Source organism: Ramlibacter humi, from assembly GCF_004681975.1.
GTDB lineage: Bacteria > Pseudomonadota > Gammaproteobacteria > Burkholderiales > Burkholderiaceae_C > Ramlibacter > Ramlibacter humi.
On sequence record NZ_SMLK01000001.1, the window covers coordinates 873,352 to 898,141 of the forward strand.

24 protein-coding genes are annotated in these 24,790 nt (G+C 71.3%); 3 read left to right on the top strand and 21 right to left on the bottom strand.

Going from position 1 to position 24,790, the window contains the following annotated elements:
* Positions 1–60 precede the first annotated feature (60 nt).
* The 3 genes from EZ216_RS04010 to EZ216_RS04020 are packed head-to-tail and all read right to left on the bottom strand — an operon-like array spanning position 61 to position 2,676.
* Positions 61–999 (bottom strand): hydroxyacid dehydrogenase, encoded by a 939-nt coding sequence (locus tag EZ216_RS04010; protein WP_135248266.1) that lies wholly within the window; start codon positions 997–999, stop codon positions 61–63.
* Positions 996–1,676, bottom strand: a complete 681-nt coding sequence (locus EZ216_RS04015) for an RraA family protein (protein ID WP_135248267.1) — start codon at positions 1,674–1,676, stop codon at positions 996–998. Before EZ216_RS04015 ends, EZ216_RS04010 begins: the two co-directional genes overlap by 4 nt.
* 22 nt (positions 1,677–1,698) lie before the next feature.
* Entirely contained in the window at positions 1,699–2,676 is a 978-nt protein-coding gene (locus EZ216_RS04020) for a Bug family tripartite tricarboxylate transporter substrate binding protein (RefSeq protein ID WP_135248268.1), read from the bottom strand.
* Between the two features lie 102 nt (positions 2,677–2,778).
* Between EZ216_RS04020 and EZ216_RS04025 the strand changes: the two genes are divergently transcribed.
* Positions 2,779–3,552: an IclR family transcriptional regulator gene (locus tag EZ216_RS04025; protein WP_135248269.1), complete on the top strand. Its 774-nt coding sequence runs from the start codon at positions 2,779–2,781 to the stop codon at positions 3,550–3,552.
* A gap of 335 nt (positions 3,553–3,887) precedes the next feature.
* Here the strand turns inward: EZ216_RS04025 and chrA are convergent, their stop codons facing one another.
* From chrA to fliF, 14 genes are all read right to left on the bottom strand, one after another.
* Positions 3,888–5,075, bottom strand: coding sequence for a chromate efflux transporter (chrA, locus tag EZ216_RS04030; RefSeq protein WP_135248270.1), 1,188 nt, complete (start codon positions 5,073–5,075; stop codon positions 3,888–3,890).
* A gap of 38 nt (positions 5,076–5,113) precedes the next feature.
* Positions 5,114–5,872 carry a flagellar biosynthetic protein FliR gene (gene fliR / locus EZ216_RS04035; RefSeq protein ID WP_167772825.1) on the bottom strand — a complete coding sequence of 253 codons (759 nt, stop codon included), beginning with the start codon at positions 5,870–5,872 and terminating at the stop codon, positions 5,114–5,116.
* 54 nt (positions 5,873–5,926) lie between these two features.
* On the bottom strand, positions 5,927–6,196 hold the full coding sequence (gene fliQ, locus EZ216_RS04040) for a flagellar biosynthesis protein FliQ (protein WP_135248272.1): 270 nt from the start codon (positions 6,194–6,196) through the stop codon (positions 5,927–5,929).
* Positions 6,193–6,948, bottom strand: coding sequence for a flagellar type III secretion system pore protein FliP (fliP, locus tag EZ216_RS04045; RefSeq protein WP_439126718.1), 756 nt, complete (start codon positions 6,946–6,948; stop codon positions 6,193–6,195). The genes fliQ and fliP overlap by 4 nt, the downstream gene beginning before the upstream one ends.
* 110 nt (positions 6,949–7,058) lie before the next feature.
* A complete protein-coding gene (gene fliO / locus EZ216_RS04050; RefSeq protein WP_135248273.1) occupies positions 7,059–7,376 on the bottom strand; it encodes a flagellar biosynthetic protein FliO in 318 nt (105 codons plus the stop codon).
* 12 nt (positions 7,377–7,388) lie between these two features.
* The gene (gene fliN / locus EZ216_RS04055; RefSeq protein ID WP_135248274.1) at positions 7,389–7,811 is read right to left on the bottom strand and encodes a flagellar motor switch protein FliN; all 423 of its coding nucleotides are present in this window, start codon (positions 7,809–7,811) and stop codon (positions 7,389–7,391) included.
* 23 nt (positions 7,812–7,834) lie between these two features.
* Positions 7,835–8,845, bottom strand: coding sequence for a flagellar motor switch protein FliM (fliM, locus tag EZ216_RS04060; protein WP_135248275.1), 1,011 nt, complete (start codon positions 8,843–8,845; stop codon positions 7,835–7,837).
* A gap of 10 nt (positions 8,846–8,855) precedes the next feature.
* Entirely contained in the window at positions 8,856–9,443 is a 588-nt protein-coding gene (locus EZ216_RS04065; RefSeq protein WP_135248276.1) for a flagellar basal body-associated FliL family protein, read from the bottom strand.
* Between the two features lie 208 nt (positions 9,444–9,651).
* Positions 9,652–10,776 (bottom strand): flagellar hook-length control protein FliK, encoded by a 1,125-nt coding sequence (locus tag EZ216_RS04070; protein WP_135248277.1) that lies wholly within the window; start codon positions 10,774–10,776, stop codon positions 9,652–9,654.
* Positions 10,773–11,219 carry a flagellar export protein FliJ gene (gene fliJ, locus EZ216_RS04075; protein ID WP_135248278.1) on the bottom strand — a complete coding sequence of 149 codons (447 nt, stop codon included), beginning with the start codon at positions 11,217–11,219 and terminating at the stop codon, positions 10,773–10,775. The genes EZ216_RS04070 and fliJ overlap by 4 nt, the downstream gene beginning before the upstream one ends.
* Positions 11,219–12,625 (bottom strand): flagellar protein export ATPase FliI, encoded by a 1,407-nt coding sequence (fliI, locus tag EZ216_RS04080; protein ID WP_135248279.1) that lies wholly within the window; start codon positions 12,623–12,625, stop codon positions 11,219–11,221. Before fliI ends, fliJ begins: the two co-directional genes overlap by 1 nt.
* The gene (locus EZ216_RS04085; RefSeq protein WP_135248280.1) at positions 12,622–13,332 is read right to left on the bottom strand and encodes a FliH/SctL family protein; all 711 of its coding nucleotides are present in this window, start codon (positions 13,330–13,332) and stop codon (positions 12,622–12,624) included. Before EZ216_RS04085 ends, fliI begins: the two co-directional genes overlap by 4 nt.
* Positions 13,313–14,323, bottom strand: a complete 1,011-nt coding sequence (fliG, locus tag EZ216_RS04090) for a flagellar motor switch protein FliG (RefSeq protein WP_135248281.1) — start codon at positions 14,321–14,323, stop codon at positions 13,313–13,315. The genes EZ216_RS04085 and fliG overlap by 20 nt, the downstream gene beginning before the upstream one ends.
* A gap of 12 nt (positions 14,324–14,335) precedes the next feature.
* Entirely contained in the window at positions 14,336–16,072 is a 1,737-nt protein-coding gene (fliF, locus tag EZ216_RS04095; RefSeq protein WP_135248282.1) for a flagellar basal-body MS-ring/collar protein FliF, read from the bottom strand.
* A 145-nt stretch (positions 16,073–16,217) separates the two neighbouring features.
* On the opposite strand from fliF, the gene fliE reads away from it, so the two are divergent.
* The gene (gene fliE, locus EZ216_RS04100) at positions 16,218–16,550 is read left to right on the top strand and encodes a flagellar hook-basal body complex protein FliE (protein ID WP_135248283.1); all 333 of its coding nucleotides are present in this window, start codon (positions 16,218–16,220) and stop codon (positions 16,548–16,550) included.
* Positions 16,551–16,552: 2 nt separating this feature from the next.
* Positions 16,553–19,936, top strand: coding sequence for a CHASE domain-containing protein (locus EZ216_RS04105; RefSeq protein WP_135248284.1), 3,384 nt, complete (start codon positions 16,553–16,555; stop codon positions 19,934–19,936).
* Here the strand turns inward: EZ216_RS04105 and EZ216_RS04110 are convergent.
* The 4 genes from EZ216_RS04110 to fliD all read right to left on the bottom strand — a co-directional run bounded on the left by EZ216_RS04110 (position 19,933) and on the right by fliD (position 24,778).
* Positions 19,933–22,386, bottom strand: coding sequence for a sensor histidine kinase (locus tag EZ216_RS04110; protein WP_135248285.1), 2,454 nt, complete (start codon positions 22,384–22,386; stop codon positions 19,933–19,935). The two genes, EZ216_RS04105 and EZ216_RS04110, sit on opposite strands and share 4 nt — an antisense overlap.
* Positions 22,387–22,496: 110 nt before the next feature.
* On the bottom strand, positions 22,497–22,844 hold the full coding sequence (locus tag EZ216_RS04115; protein WP_135248286.1) for a flagellar protein FliT: 348 nt from the start codon (positions 22,842–22,844) through the stop codon (positions 22,497–22,499).
* Positions 22,825–23,247, bottom strand: a complete 423-nt coding sequence (gene fliS / locus EZ216_RS04120) for a flagellar export chaperone FliS (protein ID WP_135248287.1) — start codon at positions 23,245–23,247, stop codon at positions 22,825–22,827. The genes EZ216_RS04115 and fliS overlap by 20 nt, the downstream gene beginning before the upstream one ends.
* Before the next feature lie 97 nt (positions 23,248–23,344).
* Positions 23,345–24,778, bottom strand: coding sequence for a flagellar filament capping protein FliD (gene fliD, locus EZ216_RS04125; protein ID WP_135248288.1), 1,434 nt, complete (start codon positions 24,776–24,778; stop codon positions 23,345–23,347).
* Positions 24,779–24,790: the final 12 nt, after the last annotated feature.

Genomic DNA, 24,790 nt, shown 5'->3' on the forward strand with positions numbered 1-24,790 from the left:
GCCGCGAAGTATAGGGGCTGGTTCCGCGCGCGCAAGCACGGATTCAACCCCGTCGTTCGATCACGCTGCCTGCGCGACAGCGGCCCCCGGCACCGCCAGCACGTTGCGCGCCGCGCCCACGCCCATGTTGACGTAGGCATCCCCGGTCACGCCGCCGATGTGCGGGCTGAGGACGATGTTGGGCTCACCGTGGAATGGATGCCCGGCCGTCATCGGTTCCACCGCGAAGCTGTCCAGGCCGGCGGCGGCCACCTGGCCGCAGCGCACTGCCTCCAGCAGCGCCGCTTCGTCGACCAGCCCGCCCCGCGCGGTGTTCACCAGGAGCACGCCGCGCTTGCACGACTGCAGCACCTGCGCGTTGATCAGGCCGCGGTTGTCCGCCGTCAGTGGGCAGTGCAGCGAGATGGCATCGCACTCCCGCCACAGCGTGGGCAGGTCGGCGCGCTGGATGTACGCGGGCAGCTCGCCGGCGAACGGGTCGTGGCCCAGCACCTTCATGCCCATCGCGTCGCACATGCGCGCGAAACGCTGGCCGATGGCGCCCAGGCCCACCAGTCCGATGGTGCGGCCGTGCAGCTCGATACTCTTGTGCGTGGCCTTGTCCCAGTGGCCGGCGTGCATGCGCTCGTTCAGCTTCACCACGGACTTGGCGCAAGCCAGCAGCAGCGCCATCGCCTGTTCGGCGACTGCCGCGGCATTGGCGCCGGCGGCGGCTTTCACCTCGATGCCGCGCGCCTTCGCGGCGGCCTTGTCGATGGTGTCGGTGCCGCTGCCGTGCTTGGAGATCACGCGCAGCGAGGGCGCGGCGTCCATGACCGCGGCACCGACGGCGCCGTAGCGCACGATGATCGCCACGGGGTCGTGCTGCCTGCACAGCGCGACGAGATCCGGCTCCGTCGGCGTCTTGCCGGCGAACACGATCTCGAAGTCACGCAGCAGTTCCAGCGCCTGCGGCGCCAGGTCGGCGCCCGTGACCAGGATGGCGCGGCGAGCCGTCACAGGCTCTCCCCCTGCTTCAGCACGCCGGCGGTGCGCAGCGCGGCGTCCAGCCACGACGCACTGGTGTTGCCCTTCTTGATCTCGGCGATGCGCGCGGCTTCGTCCACGACCTTCTTGCGCGCCAGCGGCAGCAGGCTTTCCACGCGCTCGCGCTCGATGACCACCACGCCGTCGGCGTCGGCCACCACCAGGTCGCCCGAGCGCACCGTCACGCCGCCGCAGGCGATCGGGTGCCCGATGCGGCCCGGCACGTTCTTGGTCGGGCCGTTGGGGTTGCTGCCGAAGGCGAAGACGGGGAAGTCCATCTCGTCGATCTCCAGCGTGTCGCGCACAGCGCCGTCGATCACCACGCCGGCGATGCCCAGCTGCTGGCACGCGGTCATCATGATGGTGCCCATCAGCGCGGCGGTCTGGTCGGCCTTGCCGTCGATCACCAGCACGTCGCCCGGTTTGGCCATCGCGATGGCGGCGTGGATCATCAGGTTGTCGCCGGGGCGCACGTCCACCGTCAGCGCGGTGCCCACGGCCTTCATGCGCGGGCGCAGCGCCGCGATGCGGCCATGCAGCGCGCCGCGGCGGCCGTTGACGTCGGCCAGGATGGCGGCCTGAAATTCGGCCGCCTGCTTCACCAGCGCCGCGGGCACGCGATCGAAGTCGCGCAGGATGTCGTTGCTCATGTGATGTCCTCGTGCGGGCGCGTCAGTCGATCTTGGCGCCCGATTCCTTGACGATCTTTCCCCAGCGGCCGATGTCGTCGTGGATCAGCTTGCCGAAAGCGTCCGGCGCACCGGCGGTGACGTCGGCGCCCTGGTCGCCCAGCTTCTTGGCCAGCACCGGGTCTTTCAGGGCCTTCTGCATGTCGGCGTTCAGCTTGGCGACGATGTCCTTGGGCAGGTTGGCCGGGCCCAGGATGCCGAACCAGGTCACCGCGTCGAAACCCTTGTAGCCGCTCTCGGCGATGGTGGGCACGTTCGGCAGGTCTTCCACCCGCCTGGACGAAGTGACGGCGATCGGCCGCATCTTGCCGCTCTTGATGTGCGCGATGAGCGTCGGCACCGACGACACGTACAGCTGCACCTGGCCGCTGATGACGTCGGTGACGCCCTGCGACGCGCCCTTGTACGGGATGTGCGTGAGCTTGATGCCCGCAGCCTTCTGGAACGATTCGGCCGCCAGGTGCGAAACCGTGCCGTTGCCCGAGCTCGCGTAGTTGATGCTGCCCGGCTTCTCCTTGGAAGCCTTCACCACGTCGGCCAGCGTCTTGAACGGCGACTCGGCGCTGGCCACGATCACCAGCGGCGAGGTCGCCACCAGGCCCACCGGCGTGAGGTCCTTCACCGGGTCGTACGGCAGCTTGGGGTACAGCGTCGGGTTGATCGCCAGGTTGCTGGTCTGCCCCATCACCAGCGTGTAGCCGTCGGCGGGCGCCTTGGCCGCCGCGTCGACGCCGAGGTTGCCGCCAGAGCCGGGCTTGTTGTCGATGACGAAGTTGTAGCCGGACGACTGCATCTTGTTGGCCAGCTCGCGCGCGATGATGTCCGTGCCGCCGCCCGCGGGGAACGGCACCACCAGGCGGATCGGCTTGGCGGGCCAGCCTTGCGCGAAGGCGGCGGTGACGGTGGCGGCGGCCAGCGAGGCGGCGGCGGCGGCGATCGCCGCGCGGCGGGAAATCTGCATGCTTGTCTCCTGGATGGGGACGTGAATGTCCCCTTGCGGAGAACTGTAGGCAGTGGTTGCGCCACGTACAATACCGTTTCACACAGCGAACCACGGTGCGTCATGCGCAACACGACGGCGAAAGCCACGAAGGCGGCCCGGGACGAAGGCGCCACGGAAGGCGGCGTCACCGCCGTCACGCGCGCGCTGTCGCTGATGGAGGCCTTCGAGGTCGGCGAAGCGACGCTGTCGCTCGCCGAATTGAGCCGCCGCTCGGCCATGCACAAAACCACGGCGCTGCGGCTGGCGCGCACGCTGGCGTTGTCCCGGTACATGGTGCAGACGGAAGACGGCCAGTGGCGCCTGGGCCCCGCCGCGGGCTGGCTGGGCGCGCGCTACCAGGCCGGCTTCGACGTCAACAACGTGGTCGAGCCCGCGCTGCACCAGCTGGTGAAGGACACCGGCGAGAGCGCGTCGTTCTACGTGCGCGAAGGCGATGTCCGCTCGTGCGTGGCGCGTGTGGAAGGTCCGCGGTCCGTGCGGCACAACGTGCGCATCGGCGAAAGGCTGCCGCTGAACAAGGGCGCGCCGGGGCGCGTCATCCTGGCCTTCAGCGGCGCGCACGGCGAGCCGTACGAATCCATCCGCGAGCGCGGCTTCCACATCTCGCTGGGCGAACGCGAAGCCGAAGTCGCCAGCGTCGCGGCGCCGGTGTTCGGGTTGAACTGGCGGCTGTTGGGGTCGATGTGCATCTCGGGGCCCAGTTCGCGCCTGACGAAGGCGAAGCTGGAAAAGCACGCCAAGGCCGTCATCCGCGCGGCCAACCAGCTGTCGTACGCGCTGGCGGGCAGCAAGTCCGCGGCGACACCGGCGGCATTGTCGCGTTGGCACCCCTGACGGTCGTCCCGCGGCGCCGGCGAGCCTGATTCTCTGAAGCCGCTCTCGAGCGCCGTCAAGACCGGGCCAGGGTGGGGAGGGTCTCCTGCCTCCATGTCCCCCGCCGCCTGAACGGCGTAGCTCCTCCTTGACTTACGGCAGGAGACCCTCCCCACCCTGCCCCTACAGCGCGCGATGCTCGAGGGCAGTCATCGGCGGCGGAGGTGCGGGGCCGCTCGGGCGGCCTTGAGGTTGGCGCGAATTTCCGGATGAGATCCGCCGCGACGCGGCGGGGGCATGGATGCAGGAGGCCTGCTGCCCTCTGGGCCGGTCACGACATCTTGCGACAGCGGCGCTCAGCCCAGCACCACGCCCGCCAGCGCCGCGAGCGCCACGACGAGCACGGGCGACACGCGCGCGTAAACCAGCAACCCGAACGCCGCCAAGGCCAGCGCGAAATCCGCGCGGCCGCGAATGGCGCTGGTCCACACCGGGTCGTACAACGCGGCGAGCAGCAGTCCCACCACGGCGGCGTTGATGCCCGCCATCGCGGCGCGTACGCCATCGCGTCCCCGCAGTGCGTCCCAGAACGGCAACGCGCCGGCCACCAGCAGGAAGGCCGGCAGGAAGATCGCGACCAGGAACAGCAGGCCGCCGGCCCACGGCGCGATCGGCAGGTGCATCGCGGCGCCGAGGTACGCCGCGAACGTGAACAGCGGCCCGGGCACGGCTTGCGCCGCGCCGTAGCCGGCCAGGAATTCGGAGTTGCCGATGAACCCGGAAGGCACCACGGCCGCCTGCAGCAGCGGCAGCACCACGTGGCCGCCACCGAACACCAGCGCGCCGGCACGGTAGAAGCCGTCCAGCAGCTTCAGCATCGGATCGCCGGAGACCGCGGCCAGCAGCGGCAGTCCGGCGAGGAGCAGCGCGAACAGCGACAACGCGATGACGCCTGCGCGGCGTGACACGCCGTACGACACATGCGCGACGGGTCCCGCGCCGGGCACCTTCAGCAGCTTCCACCCGACGACGCCCGCGAGCGCGATGACGCCCACCTGCGCGGCGGGCAACGGCGCGGCCAGCACCAGCAACGCCGCCGCGATCGCCATCGCCGCACGCGGCCGGTCGGGGCACAGCGACTTCGCCATGCCCCACACTGCCTGCGCGACGATGGCGACGGCGGCGACTTTCAGTCCATGCACCGCGCCACCGGACACCGCGCCGCCCCAATGCGCGATGCCGTACGCGAAGGCGATCATCGCCAGCGCGGAGGGCATCGTGAAGCCGATCCACGCGGCGAGGCTGCCCAGCCACCCCGCGCGCGCCAGCCCCAGCGCCATGCCCACCTGGCTGCTCGCCGGGCCGGGCAGGAACTGGCACAGGGCGACCAGGTCGCCGTAGCTGCGGTCGTCCAGCCAGCGCCGGCGCTCGACGAACTCGGCGCGGAAGTAACCCAGGTGCGCGACGGGCCCGCCGAAGGACGTGAGGCCCAGCGCGAGAAAGGCGAAGAAGACTTCGGCGGGCGTGCGTTCCTGCGGTTTCATGTCGGTCCGGTGGGGCCGGATCGTGACACAGTCGCGCCCTACCCCAGCGGCGCCAGCAGCAGCTTCAAGGCTTCCGTCACCGCCGGTTCCACCTGCGGCGCGACGATCAGCAGCGCGCCCAGGCCGGCGAGCATCGTGACGGGGAAGCCGACCGAGAAGATGCTCAGCTGCGGCGCCACACGAGAGACGAAACCCAGCGCCAGGTTCACGAACAGCATCAGCAGCACCGCCGGCAGGGCCAGCGACAGCGCGAGCCGGAACACTTCGCCGCCCAGGCGGTCGGGGCGCAGCAGGCCGATGACGGCGAAGGGGTCCGGCCCGATGGGCACGGCCTTGAAGCTGCCGACCAACGCGTCGATCAGCACCAGGTGGCCGTCCAGCGCCAGGAAAGCCATCATGGCCAGCGTGTGCAGCCAGCTGCCCACGGCCGATTCGGTGCCGCCGTGCGGGTCGAAGAAGCCGGCGAACGAAAAGCCCATCTGCAGGCCGATGAACTCGCCCGCGATCTCGAACAGCGAGAACAGCAGCCGCGCCGCGAAGCCGAGCGCGAGGCCGACGACCACCTGCTGCGCGACCAGGCCCAGGCCCGCCATCGACGCGAGCGAAACGCCCGCGGGCACGCCGGCGAATGGCGCGACCGCGAACGACACCGCGCCCGCGGACGCGATGCGCGCGCGCATCGGGAACGAGCGGTGCGAGAGGATGGGCGCGGCGCCGAACAGGCTGAGCACGCGCAGGAACGGCAGCAGCAGGCCCGCCAGCCAGGCGTCCAGCTGGAGCTGGCTGAAGGCGACCACGTCAGTGGCCGTCCCGGCGAAAGCCGGGATCCACGCGGAACGCGTTGTCTTGCATCAGCCGACCGCGGCCGGGATGGAACTGAGCACCTGGCGGATCCAGTCCACCAGCATCGACGCCATCCACGGCCCCGCGATGGCCAGCGTGGCCAGCACGGCCAGCAGCTTGGGCAGGAACGACAGCGTGGCTTCGTTGACCTGGGTCACGGCCTGCAGCAGGCTGACCAGCAGGCCCACCGCCAGCGCGGCCAGCAGCACCGGCGCGCACACGGTCACCAGCATCTGCATGGCCTCGCGGCCCAGCGTGAGGACGGCCTCGGGCGTCACGACGTGCCCCCGAAGCTGGCGACCAGCGAACCGATCAGCAGGTTCCAGCCGTCGGCCAGCACGAACAGCATCAGCTTGAAAGGCAGCGCGATCAGCACGGGCGACAGCATCATCATGCCCATCGACATCAGCACGCTCGCCACGACCAGGTCGATGACGATGAAGGGCACGAACACCATGAAGCCGATCTGGAAGGCGGTCTTCAGTTCGCTGGTGACGAAAGCGGGCACCAGGATGCGCATCGGCGTCTCTTCCGCCTTGACGGCCGGCGCCTTGGCGATGCGGTTGAACAGCGCCAGGTCCCCTTCGCGCGTCTGCTTCAACATGAAGGCGCGCAGCGGGTCGCTGCCTTTTTCCACCGCCTGCTCGAAGGTCATCTTCTGTTCGCTGAACGGCTTGTACGCGTCGTTGTAGACCTTCTCCAGGGTCGGGCCCATGATGAAGAAGGTGAGGAACAGCGACAGGCCCACCAGTACCTGGTTGGGCGGCGACGACTGCAGGCCCAGCGCCTGGCGCAGCAGGCCCAGCACGATGATCAGCCGCGTGAAGCTGGTCATCAGCAGCAGCACCGCCGGCAGGAACGACAGCGCGCCGAACATCAGCAGCGTCTGCACCGGCACCGAGTAGGTCGTGGTGTTGCCCGAGGTCTGGGCGGTGAAGCCGAAGGGGGTCGTCTGCGCGAAGGCCGCCGTGGCGCCGAAAAGCGCCAGCGCCAGGGTCAGGAGCAGTCGAGAACTCCCGTACGCAGAGATCGCGGAGCGAGCGCAGAGGTCGCAGAGAAAGACAACAAAGGATGTCCTCTGCGACCTCTGCGCTCGCTCCGCGACCTCTGCGCAAGGGAGTCCCAATTCTTCCCGGTGAATCACGGCCGCCCCTTCAATCCGCGCAGCAGCGAGCCGAAATCCGGCGCGGCGGGCGCGGCCGGCAGCGACGAGGGGTCGCCCTCGCCCAGCAGCGTGACCTGTTGCGCGGTCACGCCCACCACCAGCAGCTTGTCCTGCACGCGCAGCAGCACCACGCGCTCGCGCGCGCCCAGGGGCAGCTGCGCGGCGATGGAGAGAGGGCGCGGGCCGGCGCCGCGCGGCTGCACGTCCTGCAGGCGCTTGAGCGCCCACAGCGCCAGCGGGATGGCCGCCAGCACCAGCAGCAGCATCAACAGGGACCAGGCGGTCGACATCATCGGCGCCGTCCTTCAGCGCGAGAGGCGGCGCATGCGCTCGGACGGCGTGACGATGTCCGTCAGGCGGATGCCGAACTTGTCGTTGACGACCACCACCTCGCCCTGGGCGATGAGGAAGCCGTTGACCAGCACGTCCATCGGCTCGCCGGCCAGCGCCTCCAGCTCGATGACCGAGCCTTGCGCCAGCTGCAGGATGTGCTTGATCGGGATGCGGGTGCGGCCCAGTTCCACCGTCAGCTGCACGGGGATGTCCAGCACCAGGTCGATGTCGTCGCGCTGCGCGCCGGCGGCGCCGTCGCCCAGGCGCGGGAACACGGCGGCGGAACTGTTGGTGGTCGCGGGCACGGAGGCCGCTTCGGCTTCGGCCAGTGCGGCGGCCCAGTCGTCGGCCATGGCGTCTTGCGTCGGGGCGGTGGCGGTGGTGGTTTCGGGCATGGCGGTGCTCGTGGTGTTCGGGGTCAGGGCCGGGGCGGCGCGGTGCCGGCCGGCAGCGGCTGGGGCTGGGTCAGGAATTCGCGGATGCGCAGGCCGTAATGCGGGCCCATGGTTCCGTAGTCGCACTCGAAGACCGGTACGCCGTCCACCTTGGCGGTGAGCGTCGGCGAGCGGTCCAGCTCGATGAAGTCGCCGACCTTCAGCGCCATCAGCTCGCCGACGGTGGCCTGGCTGTAGGCGAGTTCGGCCGCCAGTTCCACGGTGGCCGACTTGATCTGCTGCGTCATCAGCGACACCCAGCGGCGGTCGGGGCCGCCCTGGTCGCCCTGCAGGTTGGAGTACAGGATCTCGCGGATCGGCTCGAACGTCGAATACGGGATGCACATGTGCAGCGCGCCGCCGGTGTCGCCGAACTCCACGTGGAAAGTGGTGGTGACCACGATCTCGGAAGGCGTGGCGATGTTCGCGAACTGCGTGTGCATCTCCGAGCGCGCGTATTCCAGCTCGATCGGGTAGATGGCGGCCCAGCTCTTGGCGTACTCGGCCGCGATGACTTCCACCAGGCGAAGGATGATGCGCTGCTCGGTGGCCGAGAACTCGCGGCCCTCGATGCGCGCGGGCGCGTGGCCGGCGCCGCCGAACAGGTTGTCGATCACCGCGAACACCAGCGTCGGGTCGCAGATCAGGAGGCCCGAGCCGCGCAACGGCCGCACCTGCATGATGTTGATGTTGGTGGGCACCACCACGTTGCGCAGGAAGGCGCCGAACTTCTGCACCTTCACCGGCCCCACCGAGATGTCGGGGTTGCGGCGCATGAAGTTGAAGACGCCGACGCGGAAGTTGCGCGCGAAGCGCTCGTTCACGATCTCCAGCGTGGGCATGCGCCCGCGGACGATGCGCTCCTGGCTCGAAAGGTCGTAGACGCGGACACCGCCGGCATCCGCCTCGCCTTCGCCCGCGTCGGACGCTTCCTCGCCGTTGACACCGGCCAGGAGCGCGTCGACCTCTTCCTGCGACAGCGCGTGTTGCGACATGGCGCTGCCCTTACTGCACGATGAACTGGGAAAACAGCACGCCCTGGATCGGGTTCTCGACCCTCTCCGGCGCCTTGTGCTTGCCCTTCTTCTTCGCCTTGGCCTTCGCCTTGGCGTCGTCCTCGTCTTCGTCCTCGTCGTCGCTGCCATGGGCGGCAACTTCGGCCACGTCGATGCCGATGGCACGCGCCGAGCGCAAGCGGATCTCCTCGGCCAGCTTCTGCTTGCCTTCGGTGGAGAGCAGCTCCTCGATCTGCTTGGACGAGATCAGCAGCAGTATCTCGTTGCGGACGGCCGGCAGGCGGTCCTTCAGCTCGGCCTCGAGCTTGGGGTCCTCGAACTGCAGCGTGATGCCGATCTGCGCGAAGCGCTCGCCGCGCGGGTCCTGCAGGTTGACCGTGAACGGCTCCAGGGTCGTGAAGAGCGGCTTGGACGCCTTCTTGGGCTTCTCGGCATGCTCCTCGCCGGCTTCGGCCTTGTGGCCGAGGAAGAACCACGCGCCGCCGCCCCCGCCGCCCGCGGCCAGCAGGGCCACGATGGCGATGACGATCATTTTCTTGCCGGATTTCTTCTTCGGCTCGGCGGCGGCTTCGGACATGGGGAATCGCTCCTGGGAATGGGAGGATTCTGTGGAGCCGGGCGAAAACTTAAGCGGCGATAAAGGCGGACTCGGCCCCTTTATTCGCCCACCCCGGCGTCATTCCCGCGGAGGCGGGAATCCATGGCTCCCGCATTCGGGACGCGGGGATGGAAGCCATGGATCCCCGCCTCCGCGGGGATGACGCCGGGAGAGGCGGAAACGACGGCTACGCGTACAAATCCAGCAATCCGCGCCCCGCCTGTAGGCGGCGCGTCACGATCGCCGGCGCAGCCGTGGATTCGTCCGCGCCGCCCGCGCCTGCGTTGCGTTGCACGGCCCGCGCGGCCTCCCGCTGCGCCTGCCACGCGGACGAATCACTCCCCTGCCCCGTGCCGGCGCCCACGCCGGCATGGCCCAGTTGCAGGCCCTGGCCCGCCAGCAGTTCGCGCAGTTGCGGCAAGGCTTGCGACAGGCCTTCACGCGTCGTCGCATGGGCAGCCGTGAACTGCACGTCGGCGGTGGTGGCCTGCAGTTCCAGCTTGATGTGCACCGGCCCCAGCTCCGCCGGGTTCAGGCGCAGTTCGGCCTGCTTCAGGCCGCCGTCGGCCATCAGCTTCACTTCCGCCGCGATGTCGCCCGCGAAAGCGGCGTCGAGCGGATGCGAGGGCAAGGCGGCCTGGTGAACTTCGGCCTTGACTGGCGAATCGGCCGGCAGGCGCACGGTGTTGGCGGCCTCCGCGGCATGCGCATGCGGCAGCGCCGGGGTGGCCGTGAGGTTGGCGATCGCGGAGGTGTCTTCGCGCGGCTGCTCGCCGGCCTTCTCGGAAGCGGCGGCGGCCAGAAGCGAGGCATGCGGATGGGGCGCTGCCGGCGCGCCGGCAGCGGGCTGCGCACCCGGCTTGTCGTCCGCCTTGAAGGCTTGGGCCAGGTCGCGCGGACCGCGCGACGCGGTGGGCCCGGCGCCCACGGCTTCCGCCTTGCCGCCATCCTGCGACGCGGCTGTGGCGACGCGCGCATCCGCCTTGGCCACCGTCGCCGGCAGCATCGCGGCGATCCACGCATTCGGTGAAGTTGGCGCGGTGGGCAGCGGTGCAGCCGCGGCCATAGCCGCTGCGTCGGCGCCGAGCTTCGTCGTGGCCGCATCGCCCTGCGTGGCGGCGTCACCGGCATCCGCGCTCAACCCGGCGCCGGTGTCCGCCCCCGCGTCGTCGGCCATCGCGGCCAGCAGTTCGGCGAAGGCATCGGCCGGCGAAGCCGGCGCGCTCGGCGCGGACTTGCCGGCGGCGGCGTGGTGGCCGGCGGCAGGCTTGGCCTGCGCGGCGGCGGGAGCGGGTGTCGTCACTGTCGTCATGCGAAAGGTTCCTGCGCGCGCGCCGTGGCACGCGCCGCGAATTCATCGGCCATGCGCTGCTCGCGCTTCGTTTCCCGTTGGGCCGCGCGCACGGCCTGCCGGTTGGCCAGCGCCTGGAAAGCCAGCAGCCGCTGCTGCGCCTGCGCCAGGCGCTGCTGCTGCGCATCCGCCTGATTTGCACGCAAGCCGGTTTCCTGGCGTTGCATCGCGATGGCTTCGTCCAGCCGCGCCACGAACTGCTGGTACGCGGCGAGCGTGGCGCCGTCGCCCCGGCCGCCGGTGGCGGCGGGCGAACGGGCCAGGCATTCCTGGCGGAAAGCTTCCAGCCGCTGCAGCGTGGCCTGTGCCTGCGCATGCGACTGGCGGGCCTGCTGCAGCCGGGCGGCCTCGCGGTCGCGCGCGGCCGTGGCCTGCTGGGTGAGCATGGGCAGCACGTGTTCCATCACATGCCTGCCTGCGCCATCACCGCCTGCAGCTGCTGCACGCTGGCGGCCAGCGCCGCGCCTTCGCGCATGTCCTGCTGCAGGAAGGCGGCCAGCTGCGGTTGCAGCCGGATCGCCAGGTCGGTCTGCGCATCCGCGCCGGGCACGTACGCGCCCACGGCCAGCAGGTCGCGGTTGCGCTGCCAGCGGGAATACAGCGCTTTCAGGCCGCGCGCCAGCTTCAATTGCTCGGCGCTGGTCACGTTGTGCATCACGCGCGAGATGGATTGCTCGATGTCGATGGCCGGGTAGTGCCCCTGCTCCGCGATCGCCCGCGACAGCACGATGTGGCCGTCCAGGATGGCGCGCGCGTTGTCGGCCACCGGGTCCTGCTGGTCGTCGCCTTCCGTCAGCACGGTGTAGAACGAGGTGATGGAGCCCACGCCGTTCAGGCCGTTGCCGGTGCGCTCCACCAGCTGCGGCAGGCGCGCGAACACCGAAGGCGGGTAACCCTTGGTCGCCGGCGGCTCGCCGAGGGCCAGCGCCATCTCGCGGTGCGCCATCGCGTAACGCGTGAGCGAATCCATCAGCAGCAGCACGTGCAGCCCGCGGTCGCGGTAGTGCTCGGCCAGTGCCGTCGCATAGGCGGCGCCCTGCATGCGCATCAGCGGCGGCAGGTCGGCCGGCGCGGCGACCACCACCGCGCGGCGGCGGCCTTCCTCGCCCAGGATGTCCTCGACGAATTCCTTGACTTCGCGGCCCCGCTCGCCGACCAGGCCCACCACGGTGACGTCGGCTTTCGTGTAGCGGGCCATCATGCCCATCAGCACCGACTTGCCGACGCCCGAACCGGCGAACAGGCCCAGCCGCTGGCCGCGGCCGACGGTGAGCAGCGCATTGATGGCGCGCACGCCCACGTCCAGCGGCTCGCGCACGGGATCGCGGTCCATCGCGTTGATCGGCTCGCGCGCCAGCGGCTCGGCGCGGGCACCGAACAGCGGCGTGCCGCCGTCGAGCGGATTGCCCGCCGGATCGACCACGCGGCCCAGCAGCGCATCGCCCATGGGCAGGCGGCGGCCATGTTCGGCGGCTAGCGCGTTGGCGGGTTCGTTGCCGCCGTAGTGCAGGCCTTCGAAGGGATAGCTCAGCGGCTCCACCCGCGCGCCGGGCGCCAGGCCGTTGATGTCGCCAGTGGGCATCAGGTGCAGGCGGCCCTTGGCGAAGCCGACGACTTCCGCCTCGGTGGAAACGGCGCCGTCGTGCACGCGGCACACGCTGCCCAGCGGCAGGCGCAGGCCCGTCGCTTCCATCACCAGGCCCGACACGCGCACCAGCCGGCCCTGCACGGGCAGCGGCACGCCGGGCGACAGCAGGCGGCGGTGCGCCTGCACGTGGCGGCACAGCCGCGAAGCCATGGGGCCGGTCATGCGAACGGCTCCCCGTCGCGCCCCAGGCGCGCCATCACGGCTTGCCAGCGCGCGGTGAAGCTGGCTTCGGCGATGCCGGTGTCGCCCTCGACGCGGCAGCCGCCGGGCGGCAGGTCCGCATCGGGCACCACGCGCGGCGCGGGCTGCGCGCCCTGCAGTGCCGGCGCGATGCGCTCGGCGTCCGTCGGGTTCAGGTGCACTTCCAGCACCGAGGCGCCCTCACCCAGCGCGCGCAAGGCTTCGCGCGCGGCGGGCAGCAGCGCCTGTTCGTCCAGGGCCAGCTCGCGGCGGATCACTTCGCGCGCGATGTCCACGGCCAGCGACACCACGTCGCTGGCCAGTTGCGATTCCAGGGTCGACAGGTCGCGCGTGAAGCCTTCCAGCAGGCGCTTCATCTGCGCGGCGACGTCCGCCGCCTTGCGCGACTCGTGCGATTCCAGCGCCTGCGAACCCTGCTCGTAGCCTTGCTGCAGGCCCGCCTTGGCGCCCTGCTCGTAGCCGCGGCGATGGCCCAGCGAATAGGCGGCGCGGGCCGTGTCGTTCGACAGGTCGCGCGACGTGAGCCGCTTCACCGGCGCGGGCTTGGCGCCGGCCAGCTCCGTGAGATCGAAGGCGCGCACGCCCGCCAGCGCCTCGGCCGCGATGATGCGGCTGGTGGGTGCCGCCGGTGCGCCCGCGGCGTCGTGCTCAGACGAAATCTTCGCCACCGCCGCCTCCCAGCATCACTTCGCCTTCGTCGGCCAGGCGCTTCACCACCTTGAGGATGGCCTTCTGCTCGGTCTCCACGTCGGACAGCCGCACCGGGCCCTTGCTTTCCAGGTCTTCGCGCAGCGTCTCGGCGGCGCGCGAGCTCATGTTGGAGAACACGTGCTCGCGCATCTCCGGCTCGGCCCCCTTGAGCGCCACCACCAGCTGCTCGCTGTTGATCTCGCGCAGCACGCGCTGCAGGCTCTTGTTGTCCAGCTTCAGCAGGTCGCTGAAGGTGAACATCTGGTCCTCGATCTTCTGCGCCAGGTCGGCGTCGTTGGAGCGGATGGATTCCAGGATGGAGCCTTCCGCGGTGGTGCCCAGGAAGTTCATGATCTCGGCCGCCGTCTTGGCGCCGCCCAGCGGCGCCTTGCGCACGCGGTCGCCGCCGGCCAGCACCTTGGACAGCACGTCGTTCAGCTCCTTCAGCGCGTTGGGCTGGATGCCGTCGAGCGTGGCGATGCGGTACATCACGTCGTTGCGCAGGCGCTCCTCGAACGACTGCAGCACGCCCGAGGCGTGGTCGCGGTCCAGGTGCACCAGGATGGTGGCGACGATCTGCGGGTGCTCGTTGCGGATCAGCTCGGCGATCGCGCCCGGGTCCATCCACTTCAGGCTCTCGATGCCGCTGACGTCACGGCCCTGCACGATGCGGTCGATCAGCAGGCCCGCCTTGTCCTCACCCAGCGCGCGCTTGAGCACGTTGCTGACGTAGGCGCCCGTGTCGCTGACGATGGAGCGCTGCGACTGCACCGTGCTGTCGAAGCGCGAAAGCACGGCGTCGAACTGGTCGTCGGCCACCGTGGTGAGGCGCGCCATGCGCTCGCCGATGCGCTGCACTTCCTTGGGCTGCAGGTGCTTGAACACCTCGGACGCGCAGTCCTCGCCCAGCGCGAGCAGCAGGATGGCGCCGGCCTGCAGGCCTTCCTCTTCGGAGGCGGACAAAGCCATGGTCTGGGTTCCTTACGCGGGCTGGCTGGCCCAGTTGCGCACGACGTTCGCCACGGTGGCGGGGTCGGCCTTGGCCAGCTGGCGGATGTGGTCCAGCTGCGTGGTGCGGGCCTGCTGGCGCGAGGCTTCGGCGGTGGGCAGCAGCGCGGGCGCGTCGGCGTCGGGCTCGACGCTGACCTTGGTCACGCCGCTGGCGCCGCCATCGGCGGGCGCCAGCTCGATCGCGTCGCGCACCGTGGCCGACAGGCGCGGCGCGGCGGGCGCGCGGGCGGTCTTCAGCGCGGGACGGATGAAGCCCAGGATCACCACCAGCGCGGCCAGCGGCAGGCCCAGCCAGGGCGCCAGGCTGCGCGCCAGGTCCTGCATCTCGGGCTGGCGCCACAGCGGCAGTTCCACGGCGGGCGGCGGCGCGACGGAAGTGAAAGGCGCGTTGACCACCTGCACGGTGTCGCCGCGTTCCTTGGAAAAGCCGATCGCCTCGCGCACCAGCGCGTTGACCTGCTCCATCTGCGCGGCCGGCAGCGCGGCGGGCGCGGCGGCCTTGCCGTCGGCGCCAACCAGCGACATGTGGTTCACCACCACGGCCGCCGACAGGCGCCTGATGTTGCCGGTCGCGTTGCGGGTGACCTTGATGGTCTTGTCCACTTCGTAGTTGGTCACGGCGTCGCGCTTGACGCCCGCGGCCGCGCCGCTGGAGGCGCCAGGCGGCTGGATCGCGCCGGGCGCGCCGTTGACCTGCGATGCCGGCGTGGCCGCCGGCTGGTTGGACAGCGCGCCGGGCACGCCGCCCGCGCCCGCCCCGCCGGCGCCCGGCGCCTCGGACAGGTGCTGGCTGCGCACGGCCTGCGGCGAGCTGCCCTGGTTGGGCGCGTACGTCTCGGCGGTGGATTCGCTCTGGGTGAAATCGATCTCGGCCGTCACCTGCGCGCGCACGTTGCCGGCGCCGACGATGGGCTCGAGGATGGTGAGGATGCGCTGCTGCAGCGACTGCTCGGCCTGGCGCACGTACTGCAGCTGCGGCGCGTCCAGGCCCGCGCCGGGGCCTTCGCTGGCCTGCGACAGCAGCGTGCCGTTCTGGTCGACCACGCTCACCGCCCTGGGCTGCATGTCGGGCACGCTGGAAGCCACGAGGTGCACGATGCCGGCGACCTGGCCGCGGTCCAGCGTGCGGCCGCCGTGCAGCGTGAGCAGCACGGAAGCGGAAGGCTTCTGCTGCTCGCGCAGGAAGGCGGTCTGCTGCGGCAGCGCCAGGTGCACGCGCGCCTGGTTCACGGCCTGCAGCGACATGATGGAGCGCGCGAGTTCGCCTTCCAGCCCGCGCTGGAAGTTCAGGCGCTCCTGGAACTGGGTGGTGCCGAACTTCTGGTTCTCCATCAGCTCGAAGCCGACGGCGCCGCCGCGCGGCAGGCCCTGCGAAGCCAGCTTCAGGCGCGCGTCGTGCACCTTGTCGGCCGGCACCAGGATGGCGCCGCCGCCCTCGGCGTACTTGTAGGCCACGTTCATCTGCTGCAGGGCCGCGATGACCGAGCCGCCGTCCTTGTCGGACAGGCTGGCGTACAGCACGCGGTAATCGGTCTGGCGGCCGGCGGAGAGGCCCCAGGCCAGCAGCGCCGTCAGCAGCATGACGCCCAGCGCCAGCCCGATCTTGTTGCGGTTGGGCATGGCCGCCAGCCGCTGGAGCGGCGAGGCCTGGTCGGTGGGCACCTTGACGGCGGCGGTGACGGCGGCGGGGTTGGGTCGGGTGTCCATGGGCGGCTGAGCTGCGAGCCGGCGAATCTTGAGGCCGTCCGTCGGAAAGGCGACCTTGGAAATGAAGCAGGTTTGGGCCGCTATTCCGGCGCCTCGCGCGAGGGCCGCACCCTAAAGTTCCTGCACTCCCGACCGAGAGCCCGCCATGAACCTGCCTCCCGTTTCCTCCGGCCTGCCCACGCCGCTGCTGGACGCGCTGCGCCGCAACGCCGCGCGCGGCGGCGCCACGCCCGCGCCGGCCGCGGGCGCGGAACCGGCCTCGTTCGCCGGCGCCCTGGACCAGGCGCTGAAGTCCGTCAGCGCCACGCAGCAGGAAGCGTCCGCCCTGGCCCAGCAGTTCCAGTCGGACCCGGGCTCGGTGAGCCTGGAGCAGGCGATGGTGTCGATGCAGAAGGCGCAGATCGGCTTCCAGTCGGCGCTGCACGTGCGCAACCGCCTCGTGTCGGCGTACAGCGACATCATGAACATGCAGGTCTGATCGTGCGCGCCGTTTCCGTGCGGTCCCGCCGCATCAATTCCGACACGGCCGTCACCCCCGCCGGGTCCCTGCGCGTCGCGCTGGCAGTGCTGGCCATCGGCCTCGCGCTGACCCTTTTCGCCTACCTGCGGGTCGCCGCCGACGAGAAGCGCGACGCGCGCCAGCAGCTGGAGATGCGCGCCGAGCGCATGGAATACGCCGTGCACCGCCGGATGCTGCGCATGCAGGCCATGCTGAAGGCCGCGCGCGCGGCGCACGTCACCCTGGGCGGCTTCGACCGCGGGCGCTTTCGCACCTACATCGGCGCACTGGACCGCGAAAAGGCCCTGCAGGGCATGCGCGGCCTCGGCTTCATCGAACGCGTGCCGCGCGGCGAAGCCGAGGCTTTCGCGGAACGCCAGCGTGCCGACGGGGCACCCGACTTCGCCATCGACGCGCAAGGCGACGCCGACGACCTGTTCGTGGTGCGCTTCATCGAGCCGCTGGAGCGCAACCGCGCCTCGCTCGGCTATGACATCGGCAGCGAGGCCGCCCGGCGCGGCACGGCGATGACCGCGGTGGCGCTCGGCGACACCGCGATCAGCCCGCCCCTGACCCTCAGCCGCGAGGCCCAGCACCGCCGCGGCTGGCTGATGATGGTGCCGGCCTTCCGGCCCTGGCTGCCGCAGGGCACCGCCGAGGAACGCCTGCGCGCGCTGGACGGCCTGTTCTACGCGCGCGTGGCCGCCGACGACATCGCCCACGAGCTGACCATCCCCGAAGGCGGCGAGGACGGCTACGAAATCTTCGACGCCGGCCCCGGCGGCGGCCTCATCTACCGCACGGGCGAAGAGGCCGGGCCGCCGGCCGGCTCGCTTTCCATCGCGCGGCAGTTCGAATTCGGCGGCCGCCACATCGGCGTGCGCGTCTGGGGCCGCCCCCTGCCCGCGGGCTGGCGCACCGCCTGGTCGGTGGCCCTGGCCTGCTTCGCGCTGAGCGTGCTGGCCGCGGCCGGCGCGGGCCGCCTGGCGCGCGTGCGCGAAACCGCCGCCGAGCGGCAGCGCCGCGAACAGGCCGACCTGGAGCGCATGCAGGAGCTGATGCACCGCACCGACGTCGTCGCCATCGGGCTGGACGACCGGCTGCGCGTGCGCTGGATCAACCCCGGCTTCACGCTGCTGACCGGCTGGAGCGACGAGGATTGCGTGGGCCGCCCCACCGGCCGCTGGCTGCAGCCGGCCAAGGGCCAGCCGCTGCTGGCGCAGGCCGCCGACCGGCTGCGCCACGGCGCGGCGCAGTCGCAGCTGGAGCTGGTGCACCGCTGCAAGGACGGCCAGACGTGCCACCTGGAAGCGCTGCTGCAGCCCGACGACGCGGGCGGCTACACGCTGCGCGCCACCGACATCACCGCCCGCCGGCTGGCCGAGCAGCGCCTGGCCGAGAGCGAGCACCAGTTGCGCATGGTGACCGACAACGTGCCGGTGCGGCTGTCGTACTGGAGCATCGACGGCCGCTGCCTGCTCGTGAACCGCGCGATGGCCATCGCCGCGGGCCGCCCGGCGGAGATGCTGCTCGGCAAGAGCGTGCAGGAGGTCCTGGGCCGCGCCGGCGAGGAAGCGTTCTCGCGCCACATCGAGCGCGTGCAGGTGGGCGAAGCGCAGCGCTTCGAATGGAAGATCGACCGCCCCGACGGCACGTCCGCGGTGCTGCTGGTGGAACTGATCCCCGATTGGTTCGAGGGCGCCTCGCGCGGCACGTTCAGCATGGCGGTGGACATCACCGCGCTGAAGGCGGCGCAGGAACAGGCGCAGCGCGCCAGCGAGGCCAAGACGCAGTTCCTCTCTCACATGAGCCACGAGATCCGCACGCCGATGAACGCGATCCTCGGCATGCTGACGCTGCTGCGCGGCAGCGACCTGGACGGCCGGCAGGCCGACTACGCGCGCAAGGCGGAAAGCGCCGCGCGCTCGCTGCTGCGGCTGCTGAACGACGTGCTGGACCTGTCCAAGATCGAGGCCGGCCGCATGGTGCTGGACCCCGCGCCCTTCCGCCCCGACGTGCTGCTGCACGACCTGAGGTCCATCCTCTCGGGCGCCGCCCACGGCAAGGACCTGGACCTGCGCGTCGACCTGGACCCCGCCTTGCCCGCCGTGCTGGTGGGCGACGACCTGCGCCTGCGCCAGGTGCTGGTGAACCTGGGCGGCAACGCGGTGAAGTTCACCCGCGCCGGTTTCGTGGCCGTGCGCGCGCGCCTGCTGGGCCGCGGCCAGGGCGGCGTGCGCGTGGGCATCGAAGTGGAAGACACCGGCATCGGCATCGCGCCCGAAGAGATGGACCGCGTGTTCGCCGACTTCAGCCAGGCCAACTCGTCCACCACGCGCGAATTCGGCGGCACCGGCCTGGGCCTGGGCATCTGCCGGCGCCTGATCGCCATGATGGGCGGCGAGCTGCGGCTGGACAGCCAGCCCGGCTGCGGCAGCCGTTTCCATTTCGACCTGGTGCTGCCCGAGGCTTCGGCCGAGGCCACGGTGCCGCTGCCCCGCCAGACCCTGCCCGCCGCCCTGGCGATGGCCATGCCGCTGCAGGGCCTGCGGTTGCTGGTGGTGGAAGACAACCCGGTCAACCAGCAGGTCGCGCGCGAGCTGCTCACCGGCGAAGGCGCCGAGGTGGTGCTGGCTTCCGACGGCGCCGAGGGCGTGCGCGCGATGCAGTCGGCGTCCCGCGGCTTCGACGCCGTGCTGATGGACATGCAGATGCCGGTGATGGACGGCTGCACCGCCACGCGGGAGATCCGCGAACGCCTGGGCGACCGCACCACGCCCATCATCGCGATGACCGCCAACGCGATGTCGTCGGACCGCGAACGCTGCCTGGCCGCCGGCATGAACGACCACGTGGCCAAGCCGTTCGAGCTGGCCGAGCTGGTGGCGGTGCTGCGCCGGCACACCAAGCGCGACGCGCCGCCGGCCGGCGAACCCGTGCCGCTGGCTTTCGACCTGGATGACCCCGAGCCGGCGCCCTCTTCCGCGCCCGCCGCCCACCCGCCCATCGCGGCGACGCCCGCGCCCGCGGCGGCGCCGGGCGGTGGCCCTTGGTGGGACCGCGCCGAAGCCCTGCGCCGTGTCGGCGGCGATCCCAAGCTGCTGGCGCACGTGCTGCCGGTGTTCATCCAGCAGCTGCGCACGCTGTCGGGCCAGCTGCGCGCGCCCGGCGACACCGACGTCGCGCCCCTGTTCCACACGATCAAGGGCATGGCCGGCACCCTGGGCGCCGGGGAACTGTCGCGCCGCGCGGCGCATGCGGAGCATGCGGCGAAGGCGGGTGAGGACGGCGTGTCGCTCGCGGTGGGCGTGCGCGAGGCGATCGAAGGGACGTTGTCGGCGCTGGAAGACGCCGCCGGCGCCTAAGCCCCTTCGGGGATCAGCCGGTCGCGCGGCAGCGAGAACGAGAACACCGCGCCCTCGCCCGGCTTCGACTCGGCCCAGATGCGGCCGCCGTGGCGCTCGACGATGCGGCGCACCAGGGCCAGGCCGACGCCGGTGCCTTCGAACTCCTCGGCCTTGTGCAGACGGCTGAAGGGCGTGAACAGGCGCGCGGCGTATTCGGGGTCGAAGCCCACGCCGTTGTCGGAGACGCTGAAAACCAGTTCGGCGCCGGAGCCGTCGAACGACACGTCGACCCGCGGCGCGGCTTCGTTCGCGCTGTACTTGAAGGCGTTCGACAGCAGGTTGGCCCACACCTGGCGCAGCAGCGCCTGGTCGGCCAGCACGCGCGGCATGGCCGCCAGCGACAGCCGCACGCCCGGTGGCGGCGACAGCTCGGTGACCGACTCTTCCAGCAGGCGGCCCACGTCCACCGGCGATTCCACCAGGCGCTCGCGGCCCACCTTGGCCAGGGCGAGGAAGCCCTCGATCAGCACGTCCATGCGCTCGGTGTTGGCCGCCACGCGTTCCAGGTAGCCGCGCGCACGGTCCTGTTCGCCGCGCTGCAGCGCCTCGGCCGCCGCGCGCGCGAAGCCGCCGATGGAGCCCAGCGGCGCGCGCAGGTCGTGCGCCACCGAGTACGAGAACGACTCCAGCGCCTCGTTGGCGACGGCCAGCGCGGTGGTGCGTTCCGCGATGCGCTGCTCCAGCGAGTCGTTCAGGTCCGACAGCGCCTGCCGGCTGGCGCGCAGCTCGGTCACGTCGGTGAGCGAGCCGTACCAGCAGATCGCGCCGTCCTCGCCCGCCTCGGCGTTGGCGCGCGCCAGCAGGTGGCGCAGGCCCGCGTGCGGCAGCAGCACGCGGAACTCCATCTCCACGTCGGAGAGCTGCCGCGCCGAGTCGGTCCAGAGTCTGTCGATGCGCTCGCGGTCCAGCCAGTGGATGCGGTCCAGCGCCGGCGTGGCGTCGTGCATCACCTGCCCGGGTTCCAGCTCCAGCAGCCGGCGGATCGCCTCGCTGGCGAACGGCAGCCGCGGCGGCCCTTCGCGCGGCAGCACGAACACGAACACCATGTCCGGCACGTTGCGCGAGAGCTTCTCCACCATGGTGGTGCGGCGCTGCTCGCTGGCGAGCAGCGCCTGCTGCAGCTGCGGCAGGCGGTCCAGCATGCGGTTGAAGCCTTCGCCCAGCGCGGCGAGTTCGGCGGGGCCGGACTCGGGCGCGCGCCGGCTGAAGTCGCCGGCCGCCACCGCGTCGGCCGCGCGGCGCAGCGCGCGCACCGGCGAGGTGATGGCGCGCGCCAGCCGCAGCACCATCAGGCCGCACAGCAGCAGGATGCCCGTGCCCACCAGCATGGACCGCACGAAGGTCCGGCGCGCCGGCGCGTACAGCAAGTCCAGCGGCACGCCGGCCGCGGCGATCCAGCCCGTTTCCTCCACCGGGTGCAACGCGTAGAGACGCTCCACGCCGTCCATGCCCCTGGTCACGAAGGTCTGCTCCACGCGGGCGCGGTACGCGCGCCGCACGACGCCCTCGACGGGCGTGCCGACGTCGCCCCGCATCGCGGGCTGCCGCGCGATGAGCGTGCCGCGCGCGTCCATCAGCGCCACGGCGCTGCCTTCGGGCAGCGGGCTGTCCAGCGCGAACGTGAGGGTCGTGTTCGCCAGCATCAGCTCCAGGCCGCCGGCCAGGCGCCCCTGGTCGTCGACGACGGCGTGCACGACCAGAAAGTTCCAGTCGTGGTTCAGCGCGTCGCGCGCGATGCCGCTGACGTAGGTGCCGGGGCGGGCGAGCCGCTCGCGCCAGTCCGGCACCACCTGCGGCGTGCGCGCGGCGCGGCCGCACACCACGCTGCCGTCCAGGCGGAAGGTGGTCGCCTCCTGCACCACGCCGTCGAGGTCCGGCACCTGGTCCAGCAGCGGGTCGCAGGAAGATGTGTGCAGGCGCCGCACCGTGGGGCGGTCGGCCAGGATGGATGCGATGCGGGCGCGAGCGCGAAGGAAGCCGGCGGCGTCGGACGCGGTGTTGCGCGCCACGGTGCGCACCAGCCTTTCCGAATCCTGCAGCTGGTCGTCGGTTTCGCGCTCCACCAGCCACCCGAGCAGCGCCACCAACGGCAGCGCGGTGGCCAGCACCAGCATCGACAGCAGCGCCGCCACCGGGAACCCGCGGCCCGAGTCGGGCCGCAGCGGCATCTCGGCGCCGCCGTTCACCGTGATCAGGGCCGCGGCGTAGACGAACAGCGCCGACAGCGCGACGAACGCGCTGCCTTTCCAGGTCTGGAAACGGGTGAGGGCCGCGGGCGAGTTGAACAAGGCTTCGCCCGCCCGGTCGGAAAACAGGATCCAGAGCAGGCCGACGGCCAGGTACCCCGCCGCCAGCGCCAATGCCAGCAGTTGGGGCCGCCCCGCCCAGCGCGTGTCCGCAGCCACCATGCGGCTTCCGATCCTTCCCTTTTGTCCGGCGGCCGTGTCAGCCCGGCCGCTCGTGCCAGCGCGCATTCTGCCGTGCCGCGCCCGGGAAGGCGCGTCCGTACAAACGCGGATCAGTGCAGCAGGATCGAAGCCGGCGCGGGCGCCGGGTCCAGCCACGCGGGCACGGGCTCGCCGATGCGGCGGATCTCGGCGTCGCGCTCCACGATGCGGCGCAGGATGCGCATGCGCTCCTTCTGCTCGTGCGGCGGCATCGAGCGCGGCGGGCCCAGCTCTTCAAGGCGGGCGATCACCAGGGCGCAGGCGCCTTCGAGGCGGCACACGCCGTCCCAGTCGCCGGCGCGCGCGGCGTCCAGCATCTCGCGGCTGGCGGCATCCAGCGCGGTGTAGCAGCGCATCAGGGCGCTGGCGTCGTCGGACAGGTCGCTCATCGGCAGGGCCTCACGCGTGAAGGTCGGCATGGGCGGCCTCCTGTTTCGGGGCGATCTGCGCCCAGGCGGAACGCAGGTCGCCCAGCAGGCGGGCCACTTCGGTCAGCGGCACTTCGCTATTGTGGAGGTTGGCGATGAACAGGCGCGAGACCATGTGCTCGTACAGCGAGCGCAGGTTTTCCTCCAGCGCGGGATCGCCGCGCGATTCGAGCGAGGCCTTCAGGCCTTCGTCGATGATGCGCATGGCCTTGCTGACCATGGCGGCCTTGGTGGCGATGTCGCCGGTCAGCACCGCGTGGCGCGCCTGCAGCACGGCGGCGATGGCGCCGTCGAACAGCAGCGAGACCAGCCGGTGCGGATCGGCCTGCGACACGGCGGTGGCCGTGCCGACCTGCCGGTACTGCTCTATGGGCTGGAGGGTCGTCGTGAACATGCTTGTGGCTCCCTTGCCCTCCTGTTTCGGCGAAGGGGCGCGCCGCTTGAGTAGGCGGCTGCTTTAACCCGTTTTTCTACGGGCGCGGGTGCGTAGCTTACGAGAGTCCGAGCGCGGACTTCATCTGCGCCATGCGCTGGTTCAGCGTGGTCATCTGGGTGTCCAGCGCCTGGTACTGCGCGCGCAGGGCGGCCTCCTTGCGCGCGAGGCGGTCGTTCTCGGCGTCCTGGCGCTTCTGGTTGTCGCTCTGGCTGCGCTTCAGGCCATCCAGGCGCGACTGCAACGCGCCCGCGTCGCCGGTCAGCGCCTTGGCCCAGGCCTTGAACCGCACCGCGAAGCCGCGCGAGCCGGCATCGGTGCCCGCCTGCGGCTGCGCGAACAGTTTGGCCAGCTGCGCGGGGTCGGACAGCAGCGGCGTCAGCTTGGCATCGGTCACCTGCAGCGAGCCGTCGCGCTGGATCGCGATGCCGGCCACCGACAGGCTGCTGGACGTGCTGGCCGCGCCGATCACCTGCCCCTGCAGCAGCGCGCGCATCTGGTTGAGCAGCGACACCGCCGTCGAGTCCGCCTGCAGCGCGCCGTTGGCCTTGCCGGTGGGGTCGGCCTGGGTCTGGTTGCGCACCAGCGTGTTCAGCGCGTTGTAGGCGTTGACGAAATCGTTGATGTTCTTGCGCACCGCGGTGGTTTCCACCGCCACGTTCAGCGCCACGGGCCCGCCGGTCTCGCCCTTGAGCGTGATCGTCACGCCCTGCAGCGCGTCCGAAGGCGTGTTGGTGGCGCTGGTGAGCGCCACGCCGTCGATGCTGAACTTGGCGTCCTGCGCCTGCTGCGTCTGCGTGAGGTTGCGTCCCGCCGCCGCGCCGGCCGCCGGGTCGTAGGCCAGCTGGGACAAGCCGGCGGCGTTGGTGTCGTCGTTGTCGTCGTCCGCGACCAGGATGCGCATCGACCCCGCCGCGCCGTCGCCGCCGCGCAAGACCAGCTGCGCGCCCCCGCTGCCGGTGACGATGCTGGCCGTCACGCCGGCCTTGGACGCGTTGATGGCGTCGCGGATCCCCGCCAGCGTCTGGTTGGATGAATCGATGGTGATCGGTACCGGGCTGCTGCCATCCCTGGGCGCGAACACGCCGTTGGTGGTCGTGCCCAGTTCGATGGTGAGCTTGCCGGTGCCCACGGGCTTGGTCGCGGGCAGGAAGGGCCCGCTGGCCAGCACCTGCGACTTGGCCAGCTGCTCGACTTCCAGCGAATGCGCGCCGGCGGAAGCCGCGGTCGTCGCGGTGGCCGTGGCCACCGAGCTGTCGCCCAAGTCCACCCGCATCGGGTTCCATGCCGAAGGGTCGGCAATGCGCGTGACCACGTCGCCCAGGCTGGCGATCTGGCCTTGCAGCGTGCCGAAGGCCGAGAGCTTGGTCTGGATGCCGCTGGCGGTCGTCTGCAGCAGCGTCAGCGGACGCTGCTCCACCGACATCAGCTGGGTGACGATGGTGTTGACGTCCAAGCCGCTGCCGACGCCGGTGCTGCTGATCGAAGCCAAGCCTCAGTCCTT

Bases quoted from the DNA above. Each gene is read 5' to 3' on its own strand.
- EZ216_RS04015 (WP_135248267.1), bottom strand. From the start codon at position 1,676: ATGAGCAACGACATCCTGCGCGACTTCGATCGCGTGCCCGCGGCGCTG.
- EZ216_RS04020 (WP_135248268.1), bottom strand. From the start codon at position 2,676: ATGCAGATTTCCCGCCGCGCGGCGATCGCCGCCGCCGCCGCCTCGCTG.
- EZ216_RS04025 (WP_135248269.1), top strand. From the start codon at position 2,779: ATGCGCAACACGACGGCGAAAGCCACGAAGGCGGCCCGGGACGAAGGC.
- chrA (WP_135248270.1), bottom strand. From the start codon at position 5,075: ATGAAACCGCAGGAACGCACGCCCGCCGAAGTCTTCTTCGCCTTTCTC.
- fliO (WP_135248273.1), bottom strand. From the start codon at position 7,376: ATGATGTCGACCGCCTGGTCCCTGTTGATGCTGCTGCTGGTGCTGGCG.
- fliN (WP_135248274.1), bottom strand. From the start codon at position 7,811: ATGCCCGAAACCACCACCGCCACCGCCCCGACGCAAGACGCCATGGCC.
- fliM (WP_135248275.1), bottom strand. From the start codon at position 8,845: ATGTCGCAACACGCGCTGTCGCAGGAAGAGGTCGACGCGCTCCTGGCC.
- EZ216_RS04065 (WP_135248276.1), bottom strand. From the start codon at position 9,443: ATGTCCGAAGCCGCCGCCGAGCCGAAGAAGAAATCCGGCAAGAAAATG.
- EZ216_RS04070 (WP_135248277.1), bottom strand. From the start codon at position 10,776: ATGACGACAGTGACGACACCCGCTCCCGCCGCCGCGCAGGCCAAGCCT.
- fliJ (WP_135248278.1), bottom strand. From the start codon at position 11,219: ATGGAACACGTGCTGCCCATGCTCACCCAGCAGGCCACGGCCGCGCGC.
- fliI (WP_135248279.1), bottom strand. From the start codon at position 12,625: ATGACCGGCCCCATGGCTTCGCGGCTGTGCCGCCACGTGCAGGCGCAC.
- fliG (WP_135248281.1), bottom strand. From the start codon at position 14,323: ATGGCTTTGTCCGCCTCCGAAGAGGAAGGCCTGCAGGCCGGCGCCATC.
- fliF (WP_135248282.1), bottom strand. From the start codon at position 16,072: ATGGACACCCGACCCAACCCCGCCGCCGTCACCGCCGCCGTCAAGGTG.
- fliE (WP_135248283.1), top strand. From the start codon at position 16,218: ATGAACCTGCCTCCCGTTTCCTCCGGCCTGCCCACGCCGCTGCTGGAC.
- EZ216_RS04110 (WP_135248285.1), bottom strand. From the start codon at position 22,386: ATGGTGGCTGCGGACACGCGCTGGGCGGGGCGGCCCCAACTGCTGGCA.
- EZ216_RS04115 (WP_135248286.1), bottom strand. From the start codon at position 22,844: ATGCCGACCTTCACGCGTGAGGCCCTGCCGATGAGCGACCTGTCCGAC.
- fliS (WP_135248287.1), bottom strand. From the start codon at position 23,247: ATGTTCACGACGACCCTCCAGCCCATAGAGCAGTACCGGCAGGTCGGC.